This window comes from Staphylococcus argensis, assembly GCF_002902305.1.
In the GTDB taxonomy this organism is placed as follows: Bacteria; Bacillota; Bacilli; order Staphylococcales; family Staphylococcaceae; genus Staphylococcus; species Staphylococcus argensis.
Map to the genome: position 1 here is coordinate 995,266 of NZ_PPPX01000001.1, position 18,786 is coordinate 1,014,051.

Sequence of the window (18,786 nt, forward strand, 5' to 3'; positions counted from 1 at the left end):
TCAACATAGTATAATAATGAGAACAAATTACACTATAATAATTCACAAAATCGCCTTGTGTTAAACATTCAGTAACCCTATTATTATACTAAATAAGTGATATATTTGTATACTATGTCTTCGTATTTTTATTAAAATTAACGATTTTCTCTAAGTAATATTTTTGAAGTTCTACATCACCTAATCGTAAAGCTTCGTTTAAATGACGAGTGAGAGATTCTTTACTTTCTTCATCACGATTCTCAAGAATGATGGCGACATAATCATCTAGTTCATGATCGTAGGGTTCATCATTCAATAAGAAGTTGTCCAGTGCGATGAAAGCTTCCTTCATCTCGTCTGAGTCCACATATTGAATCACATCACTGAGTGTATAGGTTTCATTCTCTGAATAAAAGTCGCGTAAAGTATTAAATATACGCTTAAAATAAGAATTTGTAAAATCATCTGCTTCAATCTGTTTATGATAGTTAAGAAAGCGGTCTTTATCATAAACAAAATGTTTCAAGAGACAGACCTCTGCTTTCTCATTGCGAGACAGTTGTCTAAACTGTGGTATAGCAGGTGCTGCAGACGGTGGCTCAGGTGCTTGATGTGAGTAGTGTCCTACTGATTGACTGAGACTATCAAAGCTAACTTTAAACAAATCTGCAACTTCTTGCAATACTTTTTTGCGTAAAATTGAAGAATTCATATATGAAATATCTTGAGTAATTTCTTTTAAATATTTCTCATAGGCTAAATCATTATTTTGAATTTCATCTTGATGTAGGTGAATCTTGAAACGAATAAATGTTTTCTTTTCATGTGTCACGAAATGATTAAACGCATCTTCGCCATGTTTTACTAAATACTCGTCGGGGTCCATTCCAGATGGAAGCTGAATAACGAAGACGTTGAATCCTTGCTGTAACAGTTGTTGACCTGTCTTAAGTGTAGCATTCTGTCCTGCGCTATCACCATCAAACATGAGCGTGATGTTATTTGTTAATTTCTTAACTACAGTGATGTGTTCTTGAGAAAGCTGTGTACCCATCGTCGCCACAACTTGATGAAGGCCTGCTTGATCAGATTTAATCACATCCATGAAACCTTCAAGGAGCATGATTTCATCAATTTTTCTAATAGACCGTCGTGCTTTATCTAAATTATAGAGCAAGCGACGTTTTTGGAAGATTGGTGTCTCAGGACTGTTAAGATATTTCGGCTCTTGATCGGTATATGTTCTTCCTGAATAGCCAACCGTACGCCCCTGAGCATTCTGTAAAGGAAACATGATACGATCGCGAAACCGGTCGTAATAGCTAAAGTTCTGTTCGTTTCTCGACAACAAGCCCGCCTCATACGCAAGTTCAATGTCGTACCCTTTCTTTTCCAAGAAATCGTGACAGAACGTCGCATTATCAGGGGCATAACCAATCTTACGCTTCTCGATCATTTCATCGCTAAAGCCACGTTCTTTCAAATAATTGAGGGCTGCTTCCCCTTCGACTGTCTTCACAAGGGCATAGTGATAATATGCTTGCATGAGCTCATGCATTTCGATCATTTGTAAATCTTCAGATGCAATTTGATGCGTACCACCGTCTTGACTGTAATTCGGTACATCTACTTGTATATTAACCCTTTCACCGAGTTCTTTCACTGCTTCAGTAAAAGGAATATCTTTAATTTCTTGAATAAATTGGAAGACATTACCCCCTTTTTTACAACCGAAACAGTGACAAATTTGTTTGTCTTCTGACACGGTAAATGAGGGTGTCTTTTCATCATGAAAAGGACACAATCCAATGTAATTGCGTCCCCTTTTCTCTAATTTGACATATTCGCTGACAACATCGAGTATATCGGTCTTATCTTTAATTTCATTGATTGTCGATTGATCAATTCGCACTAGTCATCACCTAACTACTTAATGTATTAGCTATCTTTCTTAAGTTCATCGAAATCATTTTGTTCGATAATATTCATAATATCATTGGCTGTTTCTTCAATGGCTTTATCTGAAACATCAATTACCGTACATCCTATGCGGTCTACAAGCTCATGGAAATACTCAAGTTCTTCTTGAATACGTTGTTCAGTTGCATAACGGGCTTTATCCCCTAATCCGAGTTGCTTGAGACGCTCTTTGCGAATCTTGTTGAGTTTCTGCTCACTGATTTTTAGCGCAATGATTTTCTTAGAATCCACCTCAAATAAATTATCTGGAGGCGTAACTTCCGGCACGACTGGAATGTTAAGCACTTTATAGCTTTTATGTGCTAAATACTGTGATAAAGGGGTTTTAGAAGTTCTAGAAATTCCTAGCAGAATAATATCTGCTTTCGAAATTCCTTTAGGATCTTTACCATCGTCATATTTTACCGCGAACTCAATTGCTTCTATTTTATTAAAATAAGCTTCGTCTAGGCGGTGGACAAGTCCAGGCTCATAATACGGCTCTTCTTCAATTTCGTCTCTTAAGATATTCATTAAAGGACCCATAATATCTACAGATTTCACTGTACTTTCTTGTAACTTGGATTCCATATAAGCTCGGATTTCGGGCTTAACTAACGTGTAAACGACGATAGAATTCGTATCTTCTGCAACTTGTACTACCTCATCAACGTTCTCAAATGATTCAACATAAGGGTATCGTGCAGTTTCTTGATCGCATTGGTCGGGTGTGAATTGTGATAAACCTGCTCTAGCGACTAAATCAGCTGTTTCACCAACTGAATCTGACGCGACTATAATATTGACTTTCTTCATCGTGATCAGACCACCTATTCTTTAAATAATGAAACAAATAATTTAGTGATTGTCGTCTTGGAAATACGTCCTTTGATTTCTAAATTACCGTTCTCTTTCTGTTGTACGATAGGTAAAGAATCAATTTCCTTCTCAATCATCAATTGTGCAGCATAGATGACTTTATCATCCATTGAAATGTAGCTTAAGTTAGGCATGCGCGTCATGATGATATCTACTGGAGTAGTGTGAATATCCTCGCCCATCATTGAGGCGCGGAGTAAATCTTTACGAGAGCAGACACCTACGAAATCGCCCTTCTCGTTGATGATAAAAAGTGTGCTGACATCTTCCATAAAAATGGTACAAATTGCGTCATAGATGGACATTCCATTTTTAATAATGATTGGATGAGAAGCGTATTCTCGAACATGATATTTTTTTAATTCATCAGCGATAATTTTATTCTGTGATTTATTTGTATAATAATAGCCCACTCGAGGTCTCGCTTCAAGAATACCTGACATCGTTAAGATAGCGAGATCAGGACGCAGTGTGGCACGTGTGAGATCGAGTCGATCAGCGATATGTTCACCCGTGATTGGGCCGTTATGTTTCACGATATCGATAATCTGTTGTTGACGTTTATTAAGTTCGATAGCCCTTCACCCCTTTTTACCTATACAAATATTAATTATACATTGAAATGATATTTGCCACAAATACAGATATTTACTTGCTATTATACATGGTATCAATTAGAATAAGTTGTACAGCGAGTTAAGGATAGTGTAAGCTTAACGACTTAAATTGGCACACAATTATATACCTCTAAAGCGAGTGTCTACACTAATTTGGGTGGAACCGCGGGTTAATTTCAATTTTAATGTTAATAGTGATAGTTAATCAGTACGTATGACTTTACATACGACGTGCATACGAAGCAGATTAACATATATATGAAATCAGAAATTCAAACTCGTCCCAAGGCAAGGTCAAATATTTACTTTGTCTTGGGACGTTTTTATGTAAAAAAGGAGTGTTTGTACAATGGCAAAAGACATGGAAAGTGTCGTTCATTTAGCAAAGCATAGAGGGTTCGTGTTCCCTGGTAGTGACATCTACGGTGGATTATCTAACACATGGGATTACGGTCCACTTGGTGTGGAATTAAAAAATAATATCAAAAAAGCTTGGTGGCAAAAATTTATTACGCAATCACCATATAACGTTGGTTTAGACGCAGCAATCTTAATGAATCCAAAGACTTGGGAAGCGTCTGGTCACCTCGGTAACTTTAATGACCCAATGATTGATAACAAAGATAGTAAAATTCGCTATCGTGCTGATAAATTAATTGAAGAATATATGCAAAATGAAAAAGGTGACGAAAACTTCGTTGCTGATGGCTTAAGTTTCGATGAAATGAAACGTATCATCGACGAAGAAGGTATTGTTTGTCCCGTGAGTGGCACAGCAAACTGGACAGATATTCGTCAATTCAACTTAATGTTCAAGACATTCCAAGGTGTAACTGAAGATTCTACTAGTGAACTCTTCTTACGTCCTGAAACAGCACAAGGTATCTTCGTTAACTATAAGAACGTGCAACGCACAATGCGTAAGAAATTACCATTTGGTATTGGTCAAATTGGTAAATCATTCCGTAACGAAATTACACCTGGTAACTTCATCTTCAGAACACGTGAATTTGAACAAATGGAACTTGAATTCTTCTGTAAACCTGGTGAAGAAATTGAATGGCAAAGTTACTGGAAGACATTTGCGAGCGAATGGTTGAAAGATCTAGGCCTCCAAGAAGCCAATACACGTTTACGAGATCACGATGCAGACGAATTATCTCACTACTCTAACGCGACAACTGATATCGAATATCGTTTCCCATTCGGTTGGGGTGAACTTTGGGGTATCGCAAGTCGTACAGACTATGACTTGAAGCAACATGCAGAGCATTCAGGTGAAGATTTCCGTTATCACGATCAAGAAACAAACGAGAAATATTTACCATACTGTATCGAACCTTCATTAGGTGCTGATCGTGTAACACTCGCATTCTTATGTGATGCATATGACGAAGAAGGCGTTGAAGGCAGTAAAGATGCACGTACAGTGCTTCACTTCCACCCTGCTCTTGCACCTTACAAAGCAGCCGTTCTACCATTAAGCAAGAAATTATCAGGTGAAGCGATTAAGATTTTCGAACAATTAAGTCCGAAATTCTCTATCGACTTTGACGAATCTCAATCAATCGGTAAACGTTACCGTCGTCAAGACGAAATTGGTACACCTTACTGTATTACGTTCGACTTCGATTCACTAGAAGACAATCAAGTTACAGTGCGTGATCGTGATTCTATGGAACAAATCCGTATGCCAATTTCTGAGTTAGATGATTTCTTAGCTGAAAAAATTAAATATTAATTTTGAGAGTTGAGCTATAGAAAAATGCCCGTAGATGGATGCAATCTTCCATTTACGGGCTTAATTTATGCTCTGTATGATGAGGTATCCTTTTAGAAACGATATAAAAGAAGCGGGATATAGTAAATCACTCACACACTCTCCCGCTCCTCAATCTTAGCACCGAGTTTACTTTAAATCAGTATCTAAACGACGAAGTTGATTGATTAACTTTTGACTTTTAAAAAACATACCTGCATATTCGCGATAAAGCATAATCACTAAATCAGACATTTCGTCTACAATCTCTTGGTGAATGCTGAGACCATTCATCTTATCGATAGGAAGTGACTGCAACATATAAAGTAAATACAGTGTCTTGTTAGATAATCTCAGTGCATGCGGATCCTCTGGTAACGCTTGTTGTGAAATAGCACCATCAAACTTGAAACTATAACCTACAAGGTCCGCTTGTGTTGTTGAACCAGTCACAGCGCAATGGTCAAATATTGCGTTGAAACCGAAACGTGGCATACATTTTAACAAGATGACGACTGACATCAATTGTGCGGAAACGCCTTCACGCATCTTGTCTAGCGCGAAAGAGAGAAGTTTGTAACTATATTCAGAGACTTCATCGTCTTCTAACGAACGGTCAATTGTCTCTACACACAATGAAGCATAGCTACTTTCATAAATATCGAGTCGGAGATCGTAGTTCTGCTCAATCACATCTACAGAATTTAATGTTCCCATTCCTTTCCAACGAGAAAAGATAAAGAGACCATAAACGAAGAGTTGTGTATTGGCTTGTAAACCACTCTTATTCTTTTTCGCACGTCGAGCCATTAAAGGAACTTTCGCACCATGTTCATTAAGAATCGTGATAATCTTATCGGATTCCCCGTAATCAATCGTTTTGATAATTATTCCCTTTTGTTTGACTAACATGACAAACACCGACTCTCATTCATATTAATCTTGGTCTTCAATATAACCCATTTGGCGAATGAAATTTACTTTGTTTCGCCAATCTTTTTGAACTTTAACCCATAGTTCAAGATAGACTTTAGAGCCAAGCAGATGCTCAATATCGAGGCGTGCACGTTTACCTACTTCTTTTAACTTTTTACCGCCTTTACCGATAACGATGCCCTTTTGGGAATTACGTTCAACAAAGATGGTCGCTTCAATACGTACGCGAGATTCACTCTCTTTAATCATACGATCAACGTTGACCCCGATTGAGTGAGGGATTTCTTCACTCGTTAAATGTAAGATTTTTTCACGAATCAGTTCGCTGACTACAAACTGTTCTGGATGGTCTGAAATTTGATCGTCTGGATAGTACTTAGGACCTTCTGGTAAATAGGATTTTAGCACTTCGATAAAATGATCGACGTTGTGACCTTCAAGTGCAGAAATCGGCACAATTTCAGTAAAGTCCATGTAAGTTTGATATTGCTCAATCTTAGGCATCAAATCATCTGGGTGTACGAGATCAATCTTATTCAAGACGAGAAATACGGGTGTGTTGACATGTTTCAACATCTCCATAATATATTCGTCGCCGCGTCCGATATCTTCGCTGATATTGACCATAAACATGATGGCGTCAATTTCAGCTAGCGTATTTCGTGCGACACGCATCATGTAGTCACCTAATTTATGTTTGGGTTTGTGAATTCCAGGTGTGTCTAAGAAGATGATTTGCGCATCTTCCTGCGTCATCACACCTTGAATCTTATTGCGCGTCGTTTGTGGTTTGTCAGACATAATCGCAATTTTATGTCCAATCACTCGGTTGACGAACGTAGACTTTCCTACATTCGGTCTGCCGATTATAGATACGAATCCTGATTTGTGTTCTGACATTCAGTTAACCTTCCTTTGTTAATTTAACTTTTACACATCGCTTATTGATTTACTCATAAGCGTTTAGCAGTTTATAAAATGTGTGGAATAAAAATGATTAATCCAATAATTGCTGCAATAATACTCATGATGAGCACGCTCGTAGCAGCAATATCTTTCGCATGTTTCGCAAAGAGATGGTATTCATCGGTAGCCAAATCCACGACATATTCAACAGCAGTATTAATCGCTTCAAATTCCATGACGAGCCCTATCGCTAAGATGAGAAATAACCATTCAGTTTGTGTGATGTGAAACACGATTCCAAAGAATATAACGATGAGTCCAAAGATACAATGTAATAGAAATTTGAAATCTTTCTTAATCAAGGCAATAAAGCCTTGATAAGCATATTTAAAGCGTTTCATAGCCTCAGTCCCTTGTCAGACCATAGGCATCCAGTATATCTTTCTGACGGCCAAACATCACTTTCTCTTCATCTTGAGTCATATGGTCATAACCTAGTAGATGCAAGAAACCATGCAATGCGAGAAAGCCTAATTCACGTTCAAAAGAGTGGCCATATGCCTCCGCTTGTTCCTCTGCAACATCTGTACAGATAATGATATCTCCGAGCACTCGCGGTAAATCTGCCCCCATAATGTGTGGATCCTCTTCTTCAAAAGCAAATGAAATGACGTCTGTGGGTTTATCTTTATCTCTATAAGTTTGATTAATTTCGTGAATTTCCGCTTTATCTGCAAAGGTCACAGAGAGTTCGGCATCTTCGTTAATCTCTTCTTTATCTTTAGCGAATTGGAGTAAGTCGTCAATTTGTTCAATCCATTCAGGCTTCACACTATCTGTGTGATCGCTATAATCTATAGTAAACATTTACTCATTCCCTTCGTATCGATCAATGATGCGGCTTACTAATGGATGACGCACTACGTCAGTTTGGTCGAGCTCCATAATACTGATACCTTTAACATTACGTAGTTTCTTCGTCGCTTCTTTCAAACCGCTTTTAATCCCTTTAGGTAAATCGACTTGTGATTGGTCGCCTGTCACTACCATTTTAGAACCAAATCCGAGACGTGTTAGGAACATCTTCATCTGCGCGTGCGTAGTATTCTGCGCTTCGTCGAGAATTACGAAAGCGTCATCTAATGTGCGCCCACGCATATAAGCTAATGGCGCGATTTCAATAATTCCTCTTTCAATAAAACGCGCTGTTTGTTCACGACCGAGTACTGTGTTTAAGCCGTCATATAATGGTCTTAAATAAGGATCAACCTTTTCCTTCAAATCGCCAGGTAGGAACCCTAAAGATTCGCCTGCTTCCACAGCAGGACGTGTTAAGACGATACGTTTCACATTTCCTTTGCGCAATTGTTTAGCTGCAAATACCACTGCCAAGAAAGTCTTCCCTGTACCTGCAGGACCTAGACCGAAAACGAGATCGTCACGTTGCATCGCATTAATATACATACGTTGCCCCATCGTTTTGGCACGAATCGTTTTACCGAAAGCGTCTTTCGTAATCTCTTCCTCATATAAATCTAATAAATATTGTATTGTATGGTTCTGAGCCATCTTAATAGCAGCTTCTACATCTTTAATCGTGATAGTGATGCCCTGTTCAATCACCTTTCTAAGATTGAGGAGTACTGCTTCGGCTTGTTCAACATGCTCTACTTTCTCACCTTTCACTGCAATTTCTTGCCCACGAGCATGTATGATAACATCAAATCCCTCTTCAATGGCTTCTAAATGTTCGTCGTTATTGCCGACGAGAGCTTGAGTCACGTTGATGTCATCAATTTGTATAATTCCAGGCATATAGGCGCTCCTTTACTTCTAAATATTTCCATTATTATTCTAGCCTAAGTGGCTTCTGGATACAAAGTAAGAATAACTTTGTAATGGATAGTTGAAAAGTTTCGAATATCATCATCATTATAACATTGATTGAGGGTGACTTTGGAAGATTTAACATTTAAAAGTTTGTAGTAGGTTTATGGAATTCTTCAAAGACAATGTGGGTGGAATGACCAGTGGCGTTTAAGATACTAAAAGAGCGGGAGCCATCTTCAATGAGATGACTCCCACTCTTAATGAATATAATCGATTAAAGTTGTTTCGGTTTATTGAGTATTTCTGACCAAATGATACCGTTGACCACGTCGTCTTTATGGAAAGCAAGTGCCGATTGCGTTGACTGAGATTGACGTGATGTGCGATTAAACAGTTGATTGAGTCTAACTCGTTTCGCACGTGTAGATAACGTAGAATCTGAAATGATAGCTTGAGCTTTTTTCTCAAGGCGTTCTAATCGTTGATCACTTTCTCGATTAATTTGGTCTCTAATATCATCGATACGCGTAAACATATCACGTTGAAGTTCTGCACGCTTTTCCTCATCTCTATCAAGTTGACGTCGCTTGGTTTGTTCTGCTTGGCTCGGTTGTTCTTCTACGTGCGACGTTGTTTGCGTAACGGGCTGAGGTTGTTCATTATCCATTTTTTCAGGACGTGTTTGATTTTTATAACGTCTCCCGTTCGGTTGGTAATCGGGTCTTGGTACTTTATTCGTACGTCTAGAGGAACCCTCATCTGATAATTCTTTCTCTATCTCCCGCATGCTTTTCTTGATTTCGCCGAAGAAGCCATCATCATTTTGAGTTTGCTTTTTCGGCTTAGAGGGGTCGCGCTCTTTATCACTGTTATCAATAACAGCTTTAATAATAGAAATTACTACAGATATTACAAAGATAATAATACCTATACTCATTTAATCACCCCTAGTTATTCTTCTGGTGATTCGTCATCTTCTTGATGAGTACGTTCGTTAATTGCATTTCTCATGCCTGTATCTGCTTCGATATTCTTCAGATTATAATAATCTTTAACACCGATATTTCCAGAACGTAAAGCTTCCGCCATAGCAAGTGGTACTTCAGCTTCGGCTTCAACAACTTTAGATCTCATTTCTTGAACTTTCGCTTTCATTTCTTGTTCTTGAGCGACAGCCATTGCGCGTCTTTCTTCGGCTTTCGCTTGAGCGATGTTCTTATCTGCGATGGCTTGTTCAGTTTGAAGGTCGGCACCGATGTTCTTGCTAATATCTACGTCGGCGATGTCGATTGACAAGATTTCGAATGCCGTACCTGAATCGAGACCTTTACTTAAGACCGTCTTAGAAATATTATCAGGATTCTCTAACACTTGTGTATGAGAATCACTTGAACCTAGAGTTGAAACGATACCTTCGCCAACACGAGCGATGATTGTTTCTTCACCAGCACCACCGACTAAGCGAGAGATGTTAGCTCGAACAGTGATACGGGCTTTCGCTTTAACCTCGATACCGTTCATGGCTACACCAGCGATAAATGGTGTTTCAATGACTTTAGGATTAACAGACATTTTAACTGCATCTAATACGTCACGTCCTGCAAGGTCAATTGCAGCGGCACGCTCAAATGGCAAGTTGATTTCCGCACGTTCTGCAGCGATGTTTGCATCTACCACGCGGTCAACGTTACCACCTGCTAAATAGTGAGATTCGAGCTGCTCAATCTTCAAGTGTAAACCAGCTTTGTGTGCTTTAATCAAAGGTTCGATGACTTTACGTGGTGATACACGTCTGAAGCGCATACCGATAAGTGTACCGATACTGACTTTAACTCCAGCAGCTATAGCTGAAATCCATAGACCTACTGGTACGAATGAGAAGAAGATAAGTAATACAACAATAATAACTATTGCTATGATGATAAGACCAAATAGTCCTGCCATAGTTGAAATTCCACTCCTTTTAAGATTCTAATTCACGAACGACGACACGCGTGCCCTCAACTTCAAGTACACGCACTTGTTTATTGCGTAAGATAAAAGCCCCGTTTGACACTGCATCAATACGTTCGTTGTCAATTGAGATCATACCTGCCGGCCGTAAATCAGTTAACGTAAGGGCAGTTTGACCTACTAAATGAGAACGGTCATCGTGGGAAGTGAAACCAGCTTCGGCACTGGTAGAGTCTTTAAGTACCACATTCTGTAATAAAGGTATCGTTCGATGACACACTTTGACTAGAATTACCCACTCGATAATCGCGAGTATAAGTGCTACAACGACGTTCCCTACCATATAAACTAAACTATTGCCGAGTGTCACAATACTAAAAATGATTAGACCTATACCGATGATGCCGATCACAGCACCCACGACAAACAATTCAATAACGACAAGAATGACACCTAAGATAAATAAGATAATTGAAAGTAAGTTGACTTCACCTTTCAGTAAGAACCCTAGGAAAAAGATTAATAAGACAATTGTGGATATTACTCCAATCACATTGATTCGTTTGGAATAAAGTTGGAATAAGAAACCACAGAAGATCAGACACGTAAGAATTAGGGTTATTATCGGATGAACGATGAAGTTTGCCAGTTGACTTACCCAGCTGCCATCTCCCGTCATATCTGTCGCAAATAAATTATGTATATCTGAGACGGTAGTCATGTTCTCACCTCGCTCTCAATTAGATTATACATGAAACAGAAGTCTGTTTATAGCGTTTTTGAGCGAAAGTTTAAAAAAGTCAATTTATAAAATATATGTATTAGAATTTATGATTTATTAACAAATTTAGACTGAATGACTAAAGAGTGTGAGAGGGATTTGGGAGGTAGTAAAAGTTGGCTTGGATTCGCCCTTTCAGTGAGAAATTACGCAACAAAAAAGCCCCAGCACAATGGCTGAGGCAAGATTTATAATTAATGTTAATGTTGAGGGAGTCAACGAACAATTAATTATCTGAATTTGCGTTTACGTGCAGCTTCAGATTTCTTTTTACGTTTAACGCTTGGTTTTTCGTAAAATTCACGTTTACGCACTTCTTGGATTGTACCGCTCTTAGAAACTGAACGTTTGAAACGACGTAACGCATCTTCAAGTGATTCGTTTTTACGGACTACTGTTTTAGACATCTGTATTTCCCTCCCTCCAAATATCAACGAAACTTTAAATTCATCAATAGTCATTAACATATATTAACTTGCAATAGAGTAAATAAACCTTATATTCAAGAAATAACATTGGGTCGGCCTATTTATTCTAAGAAGTCACTATAAGGTGGTAAGACGCACCACTGACTATTTATTACACAGTATAATATATCTTATTAACGTGGTCAATTAGTAAAATTTACATTTTTTACAATCTAATGTTCATTAGACTGTCATCACATGTTCAGTTTGATTTGAAGCATGTTGTACAACACGGAGTACTTCACCTTGATTCATCGGATAATCAGCGCGTGTAATCTTAACTTTCACGAGTTCACCGATGAGTGAAGGATCAGCTTCAAATTGTACTTTCATGTAGTTATCCGCATAACCGATGAGCGTACCTGGCTGATCGCCCTCTTCTTCAGGGATCACTTCTAGCACTTCTTGATCGAAATTAGAAGCGTAAGATTTAGCTAACTGATCACTTAAGTTAATTAAGCGATGTACGCGTTCATTTTTCACATTCTCATCTACTTGGTCATCCATACGTGCGGCTGGCGTACCGATTCTAGGTGAATATGGGAAGACGTGTAGTTCTGAAAAATGATGATCAACGATAAAGTCGTAAGTTTGTTGGAATTCTTCTTCTGTTTCACCTGGGAAACCTACGATAACGTCACTTGTCACAGCTAAACCTGGTAATACTTCATGCAATTTAGTTAAACGTTCTGAGAAGTGTGCCATAGAGTATTTACGACGCATACGTTTAAGTACGCTATCTGAGCCTGATTGTAATGGAATGTGTAAGTGACGTACGACTTTATTAGAGTGTGCAATCACGTCTATCACTTCATCTGTAAGTTGGCTTGCTTCGATAGATGAAATACGAATACGTTCTAAGCCGTCAACTGTTTCTAAATCACGTAATAATTGAGCTAAGTTATAATTTTTTAAATCTTGACCATAACCGCCTGTATGAATTCCAGTTAATACAATTTCTTTATAACCAGAGTTCACAAGTTGACTCGCTTGTTCTACTACTTTCTCAGGATCTCTAGAACGCATTAAACCGCGTGCCCAAGGAATGATACAGAAAGTACAGAAGTTATTACAACCTTCTTGGATTTTAAGTGAAGCACGTGTACGATCTGTAAAGTAAGGCACTTCAAGTTCTTCGTAAGTACGGTTCTTCATGATATTACCTACTCCGTTAATCGGTTCGCGCTCTTTCTTATATTGTTCTATGTAGTCTAATAACTTCGTGCGATCTTGTGTACCTACTACAACGTCTACGCCAGGAATATCCATGATTTCAGCTGGAGAAGTTTGTGCATAACAACCTGTTACACATACGACCGCCTCTGGATTTTGTCTAATCGCTCTTCGGATAATTTGTCTACTTTTCTTATCACCTGTATTTGTCACTGTACATGTGTTAATCACAAACACATCTGCGTTAGTGTTAAAGTCAACTCTGTCGTAATCTGCTTCTTTAAATAATTGCCATATCGCTTCTGTTTCATAATGATTCACTTTACAGCCTAAAGTGTGGAAAGCAACTGTGGACATTAATATCACCCCATTAATTCTTTTTGATAACTCACTGCACTGAGCACATAAAGTGGTGCAGTTTCTGCCCGTAATATGCGAGGTCCTAATCCGACCTGATATGCCACATGATTAAATAATTGGATTTCTGCTTCAGTCAAGCCACCTTCTGGTCCGAAGATGACTAACACTCGATCTTGGTTGTCCATCTGACTGATTACTCGCTTAAGCATGCTTGTTTCCCCACTTTTGGCAGCATCTTCATAAGCGATAAGTACATAGTCATATTGTTCTATATTATCATATAATGCCTTCAAATTCGATACATAATCTATTGTCGGGATACTTAAGCGATAACTCTGTTCAGCAGCCTCTTTAATAATTTTTTCCCAACGTTGAAGTTTTTTCTGAACTTTATTCTCTGTCAGTTTCACTACGGAACGATCCATATGAGTAGCGATAAAATGACTTGCACCAAGTTCAGTCGCTTTTTGCAGGAGCCATTCGTATTTATCAGCTTTAATTAAACCACTGCAGATTGTGATTTCTTGAGGTAATTCAGTTTGAACTTCAATCTTTTTCACTAAACTCAATTCTATAGCATCGTTCCCTATATCGATTATCTCACATTGATAAACGTTCTGATCTTTGAAATTAACAATAATGTGGTGGCCTTCTTGATGCCGCATTACCGTTACAATATGATGTATATCATTTGAATCTGTAATAAAAAAACGCTGATTTTCATCAGCGTTTTGGTCAATAAAGTATCTCTGCATGACTATTCGCTCACTTTCTGTCCTACAATACATACCCAGCCATTATCATGGGTAGTTGAAATAATTGAAAATCCAACACGCTTCATATGATTAACGATATCTTTTTCTTTTTCAGTAATAATACCTGAAGTAATAAAATATCCTTCTTCATTTAAAGTATTATAAGCATCTTCAATCATTTCATCAATAATGTGAGCTAAAATATTAGCAATAACGATGTCATAATGTCCATCTTCATTTGTTAATAAATTACTCGCTTCAGTTTCAATTGCTTGTAAGCAGTGGTTCTTTTGAAAATTCTCTTCAGCTACTTGAACTGCCATATCATCAACATCTAAAGCTTTAATATTTTCGACTCCGAGCAAATAGCAAGCGATACTTAGTATACCTGAACCGGTGCCGACATCAATTACAGAGTGATGAGGTGCTACATATTGTTCAATGGCTTGTAAGCACATACTCGTCGTTGGATGATCTCCTGTGCCAAATGCCATACCTGGATCAAGTTCGATACATAATTCTTGATCATCATTACGGTCATAATCTTCCCAGCTTGGGACGATAGTAAAGCGGTTGGAAGCTTTGAATGGATGAAAATAATTCTTCCACTCATTCGCCCAATCGACTTCTTGAATCGTCGTTGTCTCATAATGGTACAACGACTGCTCAAGTGTTTGAAGTTGAGCTATTTCTGATTTCAGCGTTTCTTCGAGTTCTGGAGTGTATTCAAGCTCATTGAAATACGCTTTGACTCTGACACCTTGATCAGGATAGTCATTTGGATCAAGTTCATAAATTTCTCCAAATCGATCTGCGAACTCACCATCTAAATCATTAGAATCCTCAATGACAACGCCATTAGAACCATGACGTTCTAATATTTGAGTTACGCTATCCATTGCTTCGTGATTTACTGTAATTGATATCTCGGTCCAGTCCATGATTTATTCTCCTTTAAAGAAGCGTTTCGCTCTATCTTTGAAATTAGTAGGCTGCTCTTCTACCTTTTCGCCACTTTCTTCAGCAAACTCTCTGAGTAATTCTTTCTGACGATCATTTAACTTAGTCGGTGTTTGAACGTTGACGTTAACGAATAAATCGCCGTAACCAAAGCCGTGAACGTTTTTTACACCTTTATCTTTCATTCTGAACTGCTTACCAGTTTGTGTTCCAGCTGGGATAGTGAGCATAACCTTACTTTTAAGGGTAGGTACTTTGATTTCGTCACCTAGTGCTGCTTGAGTAAAAGTAATGTTGAGATTGTAGAAGATGTCGTCGCCTTCGCGTTCAAATGTTTGAGATGGTTTTACACGGAAGACGATGAATAAGTCACCTTGTGGTCCGCCGTTTTCACCTGGCGCACCTTCGCCGGCAAGTCGAATTTGTTGTTCATTATCGACACCTTCAGGAATTTTAACATTGATTTTAACATTTTTATTTTCAGTACCTTTACCATGACAAGTTTGACACTTTTCTTCAAATTCTTGACCTGAACCATTACATACAGGACAGACTTTCTCGCTTCTTACGCGACCGAGAATCGTGTTTTGTTCAACTGATACATGTCCTGCCCCATTACAGTAATGACACGTCTTTTTCTTAGTTCCTGGTTTGGCACCTTCACCATGACAAGTGTGACAAGTCACATCTTTGCGAATTGAAATTTCTTTCTCAGCACCGAATACAGCTTCGTCGAACGTGATTGTCATATTGTATTGTAAGTCGTCACCTTTGCGTGGTGCATTCGGATCTCGTTGACGACCGCCACCGAAGAATGAGCTGAAGATATCTTCGAAACCGCCGCCAAAGCCGCCAAAGTCTTGGCCGCCACCGAAGCCTTGACCACCGAAACCACCTTGAGGACCGTCGTGGCCGAATTGGTCATAATTTGCACGTTTATTCTCATCGCTTAGAACTTCGTAGGCTTCAGAAATCTCTTTAAACTTTTCGTCTGCGCCTTCTTCTTGGTTAATATCAGGATGGTATTTTTTAGATAGTTTACGATAAGCCTTTTTGATTTCGTCTTTAGAAGCATCTTTGCTGACACCTAAGACCTCATAATAATCTCTTTTGGCCAATTGATCTCTCTCCTTTAACGATATTTTCTTAATTAAAAAGGAAAAAGTCAAAGCCAATGTTCAATTGACTTTGACTTATGTTGGCTAAGCAATTGTTTCACATATTTGATTGTGATGCATTATTTTTGTTGATTATCGTCGTCGTTAACTTCTTTGAAATCAGCATCTTCTACATTGCTATCTTGTGAACCTGCTTCTTGACCTTGTTGTCCTTGTTGAGCTTGCGCTTGTTCTTGAGCTTGTTGATAAACTTTAGCTGATAAATCTTGAACAACTTTTTCAAGTTCTTCTTTCTTAGATTTAATATCTTCTAAGTCTTCGCCTTCAAGCGCTGATTTAAGCGCATCTTTTTTCTCTTCAGCGTTAGATTTGTCTTCTTCGCTGATGTTGTCGCCTAAGTCAGAGATTGTTTTTTCAACTTGGAATACGAGGCTGTCTGCTTCGTTACGTAAATCACTTTCTTCACGGCGTTTTTCGTCAGCTTCAGCATTTTCTTCAGCATCTTTAACCATGCGGTCGATTTCTTCATCAGATAATGAAGAGCTAGATTGGATAGTGATGTTTTGTTCTTTGTTAGTACCTAAGTCTTTAGCAGTTACGTTAACGATACCGTTTTTATCAATATCGAATGTTACTTCGATTTGAGGTACACCACGTGGAGCTGGTGGGATATCAGTTAATTGGAAACGACCAAGTGTTTTGTTGTCTGAAGCCATTGGACGTTCACCTTGTAATACGTGGATATCAACGGCTGGTTGGTTATCTGCTGCTGTTGAATAAACTTGTGATTTAGATGTTGGGATTGTAGTGTTACGTTCGATTAACGTATTCATGCGGCCACCCATGATTTCGATACCTAAAGAAAGTGGTGTTACGTCAAGGAGTACAACGTCTTTAACATCACCTGTTAAGACACCGCCTTGGATAGCTGCACCCATTGCTACAACTTCGTCTGGGTTAACACCTTTATGAGGGTCTTTACCAATTTCTTTCTTAACAGCTTCTTGAACTGCTGGGATACGAGTTGAACCACCAACTAAGATAACTTCGTCGATGTCACTGTTTGAAAGACCAGCATCTTTAAGTGCTTGACGAGTTGGTTCCATTGTTTTTTGTACAAGTGAATCAGCAAGTTCTTCGAATTTAGAACGAGTTAAGTTAATTTCTAAGTGTAATGGGCCACTTTCTCCAGCTGAGATAAATGGTAATGAAATTTGAGTTTGAGATACACCTGATAAGTCTTTTTTAGCTTTTTCTGCTGCGTCTTTAAGACGTTGTAAAGCCATTTTATCTTGTGATAAATCGATACCATTTTCTTTCTTGAATTCTTCTACAAGATAGTCGATGATAACTTGGTCAAAGTCGTCACCACCAAGTTTGTTGTCACCTGCTGTAGCAAGTACTTCAAATACACCGTCACCTAATTCAAGGATAGAAACGTCGAATGTACCGCCACCAAGGTCGAATACAAGTACTTTTTGATCTTGTTCAGTCTTGTCTAAACCGTAAGCTAAAGCAGCTGCTGTTGGTTCGTTGATAATACGTTCAACTTCTAAACCAGCGATCTTACCAGCGTCTTTAGTTGCTTGACGTTCACCGTCGTTGAAGTAAGCTGGAACTGTGATAACTGCTTTTTCTACTTTTTCGCCTAAGTAATCTTCAGCAGTTTTTTTCAAGTTTTGAAGAATCATTGCTGATAATTCTTGATGTGTGTATGATTTACCTTCGATGTCTACTTTGTAGTCAGTACCCATGTGACGTTTGATTGATTGAACAGTATTAGGGTTTGTGATTGCTTGACGTTTAGCAACTTCACCTACTTGAGTTTCTCCATTTTTGAATGAAACTACTGATGGTGTTGTTCTTGCACCTTCAGGGTTTTGAATTACTTTAGGTTCGTCACCTTCTAAAATAGCTACACAAGAGTTTGTAGTACCTAAGTCAATACCTATTACTTTACTCATAAAGAAATTCCTCCTATATCTTAATCAGTTAGTGTTGAAATATATAATTAATTATTGATTTACTTTAACCATTGAAGGTCGAAGTACACGGTCTTTCAATTTATATCCTGTTTGTAGTTCTTGAGTGATTTGACCTGATTCATAATCAGGATTATCATCTTGCATTACAGCTTGATGATAGTTAGGGTCAAATTGTTCACCATCTGTCTTGATAACTTCAAGCCCATTATCTTCAAGTGCTTTTAACAAGCTTTCGTGAACCATTTTAACGCCTTTTTGAAGTGATTGAAACTGTTCATCTTCACCTTCGATTTGCAATGCGCGTTCGATGTTATCAATCGTAGGTAAGATGTCAGTGAGCACACTCTGAGATTGATATTTTTTCAT

Annotated in this window: 19 protein-coding genes; 1 reads left to right on the forward strand and 18 read right to left on the reverse strand. The window is 38.4% G+C overall.

Annotated features, from left to right (window positions below):
* Positions 1 to 112: 112 nt before the first annotated feature.
* From dnaG to ccpN, 3 genes are read right to left on the reverse strand one after another with little or no spacing between them, the layout of a single operon-like run.
* A complete protein-coding gene (gene dnaG / locus CD039_RS04845; RefSeq protein WP_103371355.1) occupies positions 113 to 1,894 on the reverse strand; it encodes a DNA primase in 1,782 nt (593 codons plus the stop codon).
* 26 nt (positions 1,895 to 1,920) lie between these two features.
* On the reverse strand, positions 1,921 to 2,757 hold the full coding sequence (locus tag CD039_RS04850) for a pyruvate, water dikinase regulatory protein (protein WP_103371356.1): 837 nt from the start codon (positions 2,755 to 2,757) through the stop codon (positions 1,921 to 1,923).
* Positions 2,758 to 2,771: 14 nt separating this feature from the next.
* Positions 2,772 to 3,395, reverse strand: a complete 624-nt coding sequence (ccpN, locus tag CD039_RS04855; RefSeq protein ID WP_040806074.1) for a transcriptional regulator CcpN — start codon at positions 3,393 to 3,395, stop codon at positions 2,772 to 2,774.
* Between the two features lie 391 nt (positions 3,396 to 3,786).
* Here ccpN and CD039_RS04860 point away from each other — a divergent pair, with 391 nt between their 5' ends.
* Positions 3,787 to 5,178: a glycine--tRNA ligase gene (locus tag CD039_RS04860; protein ID WP_049410303.1), complete on the forward strand. Its 1,392-nt coding sequence runs from the start codon at positions 3,787 to 3,789 to the stop codon at positions 5,176 to 5,178.
* A gap of 168 nt (positions 5,179 to 5,346) precedes the next feature.
* Here the strand turns inward: CD039_RS04860 and recO are convergent, their stop codons facing one another.
* The 15 genes from recO to grpE all read right to left on the reverse strand — a co-directional run.
* Complete coding sequence (gene recO / locus CD039_RS04865) at positions 5,347 to 6,108, reverse strand: DNA repair protein RecO (RefSeq protein WP_103371357.1); 762 nt, start codon at positions 6,106 to 6,108, stop codon at positions 5,347 to 5,349.
* A gap of 24 nt (positions 6,109 to 6,132) precedes the next feature.
* On the reverse strand, positions 6,133 to 7,032 hold the full coding sequence (gene era, locus CD039_RS04870; protein WP_103371358.1) for a GTPase Era: 900 nt from the start codon (positions 7,030 to 7,032) through the stop codon (positions 6,133 to 6,135).
* Positions 7,033 to 7,103: 71 nt separating this feature from the next.
* Positions 7,104 to 7,439: a diacylglycerol kinase family protein gene (locus CD039_RS04875; protein ID WP_103371359.1), complete on the reverse strand. Its 336-nt coding sequence runs from the start codon at positions 7,437 to 7,439 to the stop codon at positions 7,104 to 7,106.
* A gap of 4 nt (positions 7,440 to 7,443) precedes the next feature.
* A complete protein-coding gene (gene ybeY / locus CD039_RS04880) occupies positions 7,444 to 7,905 on the reverse strand; it encodes an rRNA maturation RNase YbeY (protein ID WP_103371360.1) in 462 nt (153 codons plus the stop codon).
* Positions 7,906 to 8,853, reverse strand: a complete 948-nt coding sequence (locus tag CD039_RS04885; protein WP_002471043.1) for a PhoH family protein — start codon at positions 8,851 to 8,853, stop codon at positions 7,906 to 7,908.
* A 289-nt stretch (positions 8,854 to 9,142) separates the two neighbouring features.
* Entirely contained in the window at positions 9,143 to 9,805 is a 663-nt protein-coding gene (locus CD039_RS04890) for a hypothetical protein (RefSeq protein WP_103371361.1), read from the reverse strand.
* Between the two features lie 14 nt (positions 9,806 to 9,819).
* Entirely contained in the window at positions 9,820 to 10,812 is a 993-nt protein-coding gene (gene floA, locus CD039_RS04895; RefSeq protein WP_103371362.1) for a flotillin-like protein FloA, read from the reverse strand.
* Between the two features lie 19 nt (positions 10,813 to 10,831).
* On the reverse strand, positions 10,832 to 11,542 hold the full coding sequence (locus tag CD039_RS04900; protein ID WP_103371363.1) for an NfeD family protein: 711 nt from the start codon (positions 11,540 to 11,542) through the stop codon (positions 10,832 to 10,834).
* 290 nt (positions 11,543 to 11,832) lie between these two features.
* Complete coding sequence (rpsU, locus tag CD039_RS04905; protein WP_002471046.1) at positions 11,833 to 12,009, reverse strand: 30S ribosomal protein S21; 177 nt, start codon at positions 12,007 to 12,009, stop codon at positions 11,833 to 11,835.
* Between the two features lie 243 nt (positions 12,010 to 12,252).
* The gene (mtaB, locus tag CD039_RS04910) at positions 12,253 to 13,599 is read right to left on the reverse strand and encodes a tRNA (N(6)-L-threonylcarbamoyladenosine(37)-C(2))-methylthiotransferase MtaB (RefSeq protein WP_103371364.1); all 1,347 of its coding nucleotides are present in this window, start codon (positions 13,597 to 13,599) and stop codon (positions 12,253 to 12,255) included.
* 5 nt (positions 13,600 to 13,604) lie between these two features.
* The gene (locus CD039_RS04915) at positions 13,605 to 14,357 is read right to left on the reverse strand and encodes a 16S rRNA (uracil(1498)-N(3))-methyltransferase (RefSeq protein ID WP_103371365.1); all 753 of its coding nucleotides are present in this window, start codon (positions 14,355 to 14,357) and stop codon (positions 13,605 to 13,607) included.
* Between the two features lie 2 nt (positions 14,358 to 14,359).
* A complete protein-coding gene (prmA, locus tag CD039_RS04920) occupies positions 14,360 to 15,298 on the reverse strand; it encodes a 50S ribosomal protein L11 methyltransferase (RefSeq protein WP_103371366.1) in 939 nt (312 codons plus the stop codon).
* A 3-nt stretch (positions 15,299 to 15,301) separates the two neighbouring features.
* Positions 15,302 to 16,435: a molecular chaperone DnaJ gene (gene dnaJ / locus CD039_RS04925; RefSeq protein ID WP_002471036.1), complete on the reverse strand. Its 1,134-nt coding sequence runs from the start codon at positions 16,433 to 16,435 to the stop codon at positions 15,302 to 15,304.
* A 119-nt stretch (positions 16,436 to 16,554) separates the two neighbouring features.
* A complete protein-coding gene (gene dnaK, locus CD039_RS04930) occupies positions 16,555 to 18,399 on the reverse strand; it encodes a molecular chaperone DnaK (protein WP_103371367.1) in 1,845 nt (614 codons plus the stop codon).
* Between the two features lie 51 nt (positions 18,400 to 18,450).
* Positions 18,451 to 18,786 (reverse strand): nucleotide exchange factor GrpE (gene grpE, locus CD039_RS12040; protein ID WP_240595048.1); only part of this gene is annotated, 336 nt, incomplete at its 5' end.

Coding starts and splice junctions, on each gene's coding strand:
- CD039_RS04850 (WP_103371356.1), bottom strand. CDS start 2,757: ATGAAGAAAGTCAATATTATAGTCGCGTCAGATTCAGTTGGTGAAACA.
- CD039_RS04860 (WP_049410303.1), top strand. CDS start 3,787: ATGGCAAAAGACATGGAAAGTGTCGTTCATTTAGCAAAGCATAGAGGG.
- recO (WP_103371357.1), bottom strand. CDS start 6,108: ATGTTAGTCAAACAAAAGGGAATAATTATCAAAACGATTGATTACGGG.
- era (WP_103371358.1), bottom strand. CDS start 7,032: ATGTCAGAACACAAATCAGGATTCGTATCTATAATCGGCAGACCGAAT.
- CD039_RS04875 (WP_103371359.1), bottom strand. CDS start 7,439: ATGAAACGCTTTAAATATGCTTATCAAGGCTTTATTGCCTTGATTAAG.
- ybeY (WP_103371360.1), bottom strand. CDS start 7,905: ATGTTTACTATAGATTATAGCGATCACACAGATAGTGTGAAGCCTGAA.
- CD039_RS04885 (WP_002471043.1), bottom strand. CDS start 8,853: ATGCCTGGAATTATACAAATTGATGACATCAACGTGACTCAAGCTCTC.
- CD039_RS04890 (WP_103371361.1), bottom strand. CDS start 9,805: ATGAGTATAGGTATTATTATCTTTGTAATATCTGTAGTAATTTCTATT.
- floA (WP_103371362.1), bottom strand. CDS start 10,812: ATGGCAGGACTATTTGGTCTTATCATCATAGCAATAGTTATTATTGTT.
- CD039_RS04900 (WP_103371363.1), bottom strand. CDS start 11,542: ATGACTACCGTCTCAGATATACATAATTTATTTGCGACAGATATGACG.
- rpsU (WP_002471046.1), bottom strand. CDS start 12,009: ATGTCTAAAACAGTAGTCCGTAAAAACGAATCACTTGAAGATGCGTTA.
- mtaB (WP_103371364.1), bottom strand. CDS start 13,599: ATGTCCACAGTTGCTTTCCACACTTTAGGCTGTAAAGTGAATCATTAT.
- CD039_RS04915 (WP_103371365.1), bottom strand. CDS start 14,357: ATGCAGAGATACTTTATTGACCAAAACGCTGATGAAAATCAGCGTTTT.
- prmA (WP_103371366.1), bottom strand. CDS start 15,298: ATGGACTGGACCGAGATATCAATTACAGTAAATCACGAAGCAATGGAT.
- dnaK (WP_103371367.1), bottom strand. CDS start 18,399: ATGAGTAAAGTAATAGGTATTGACTTAGGTACTACAAACTCTTGTGTA.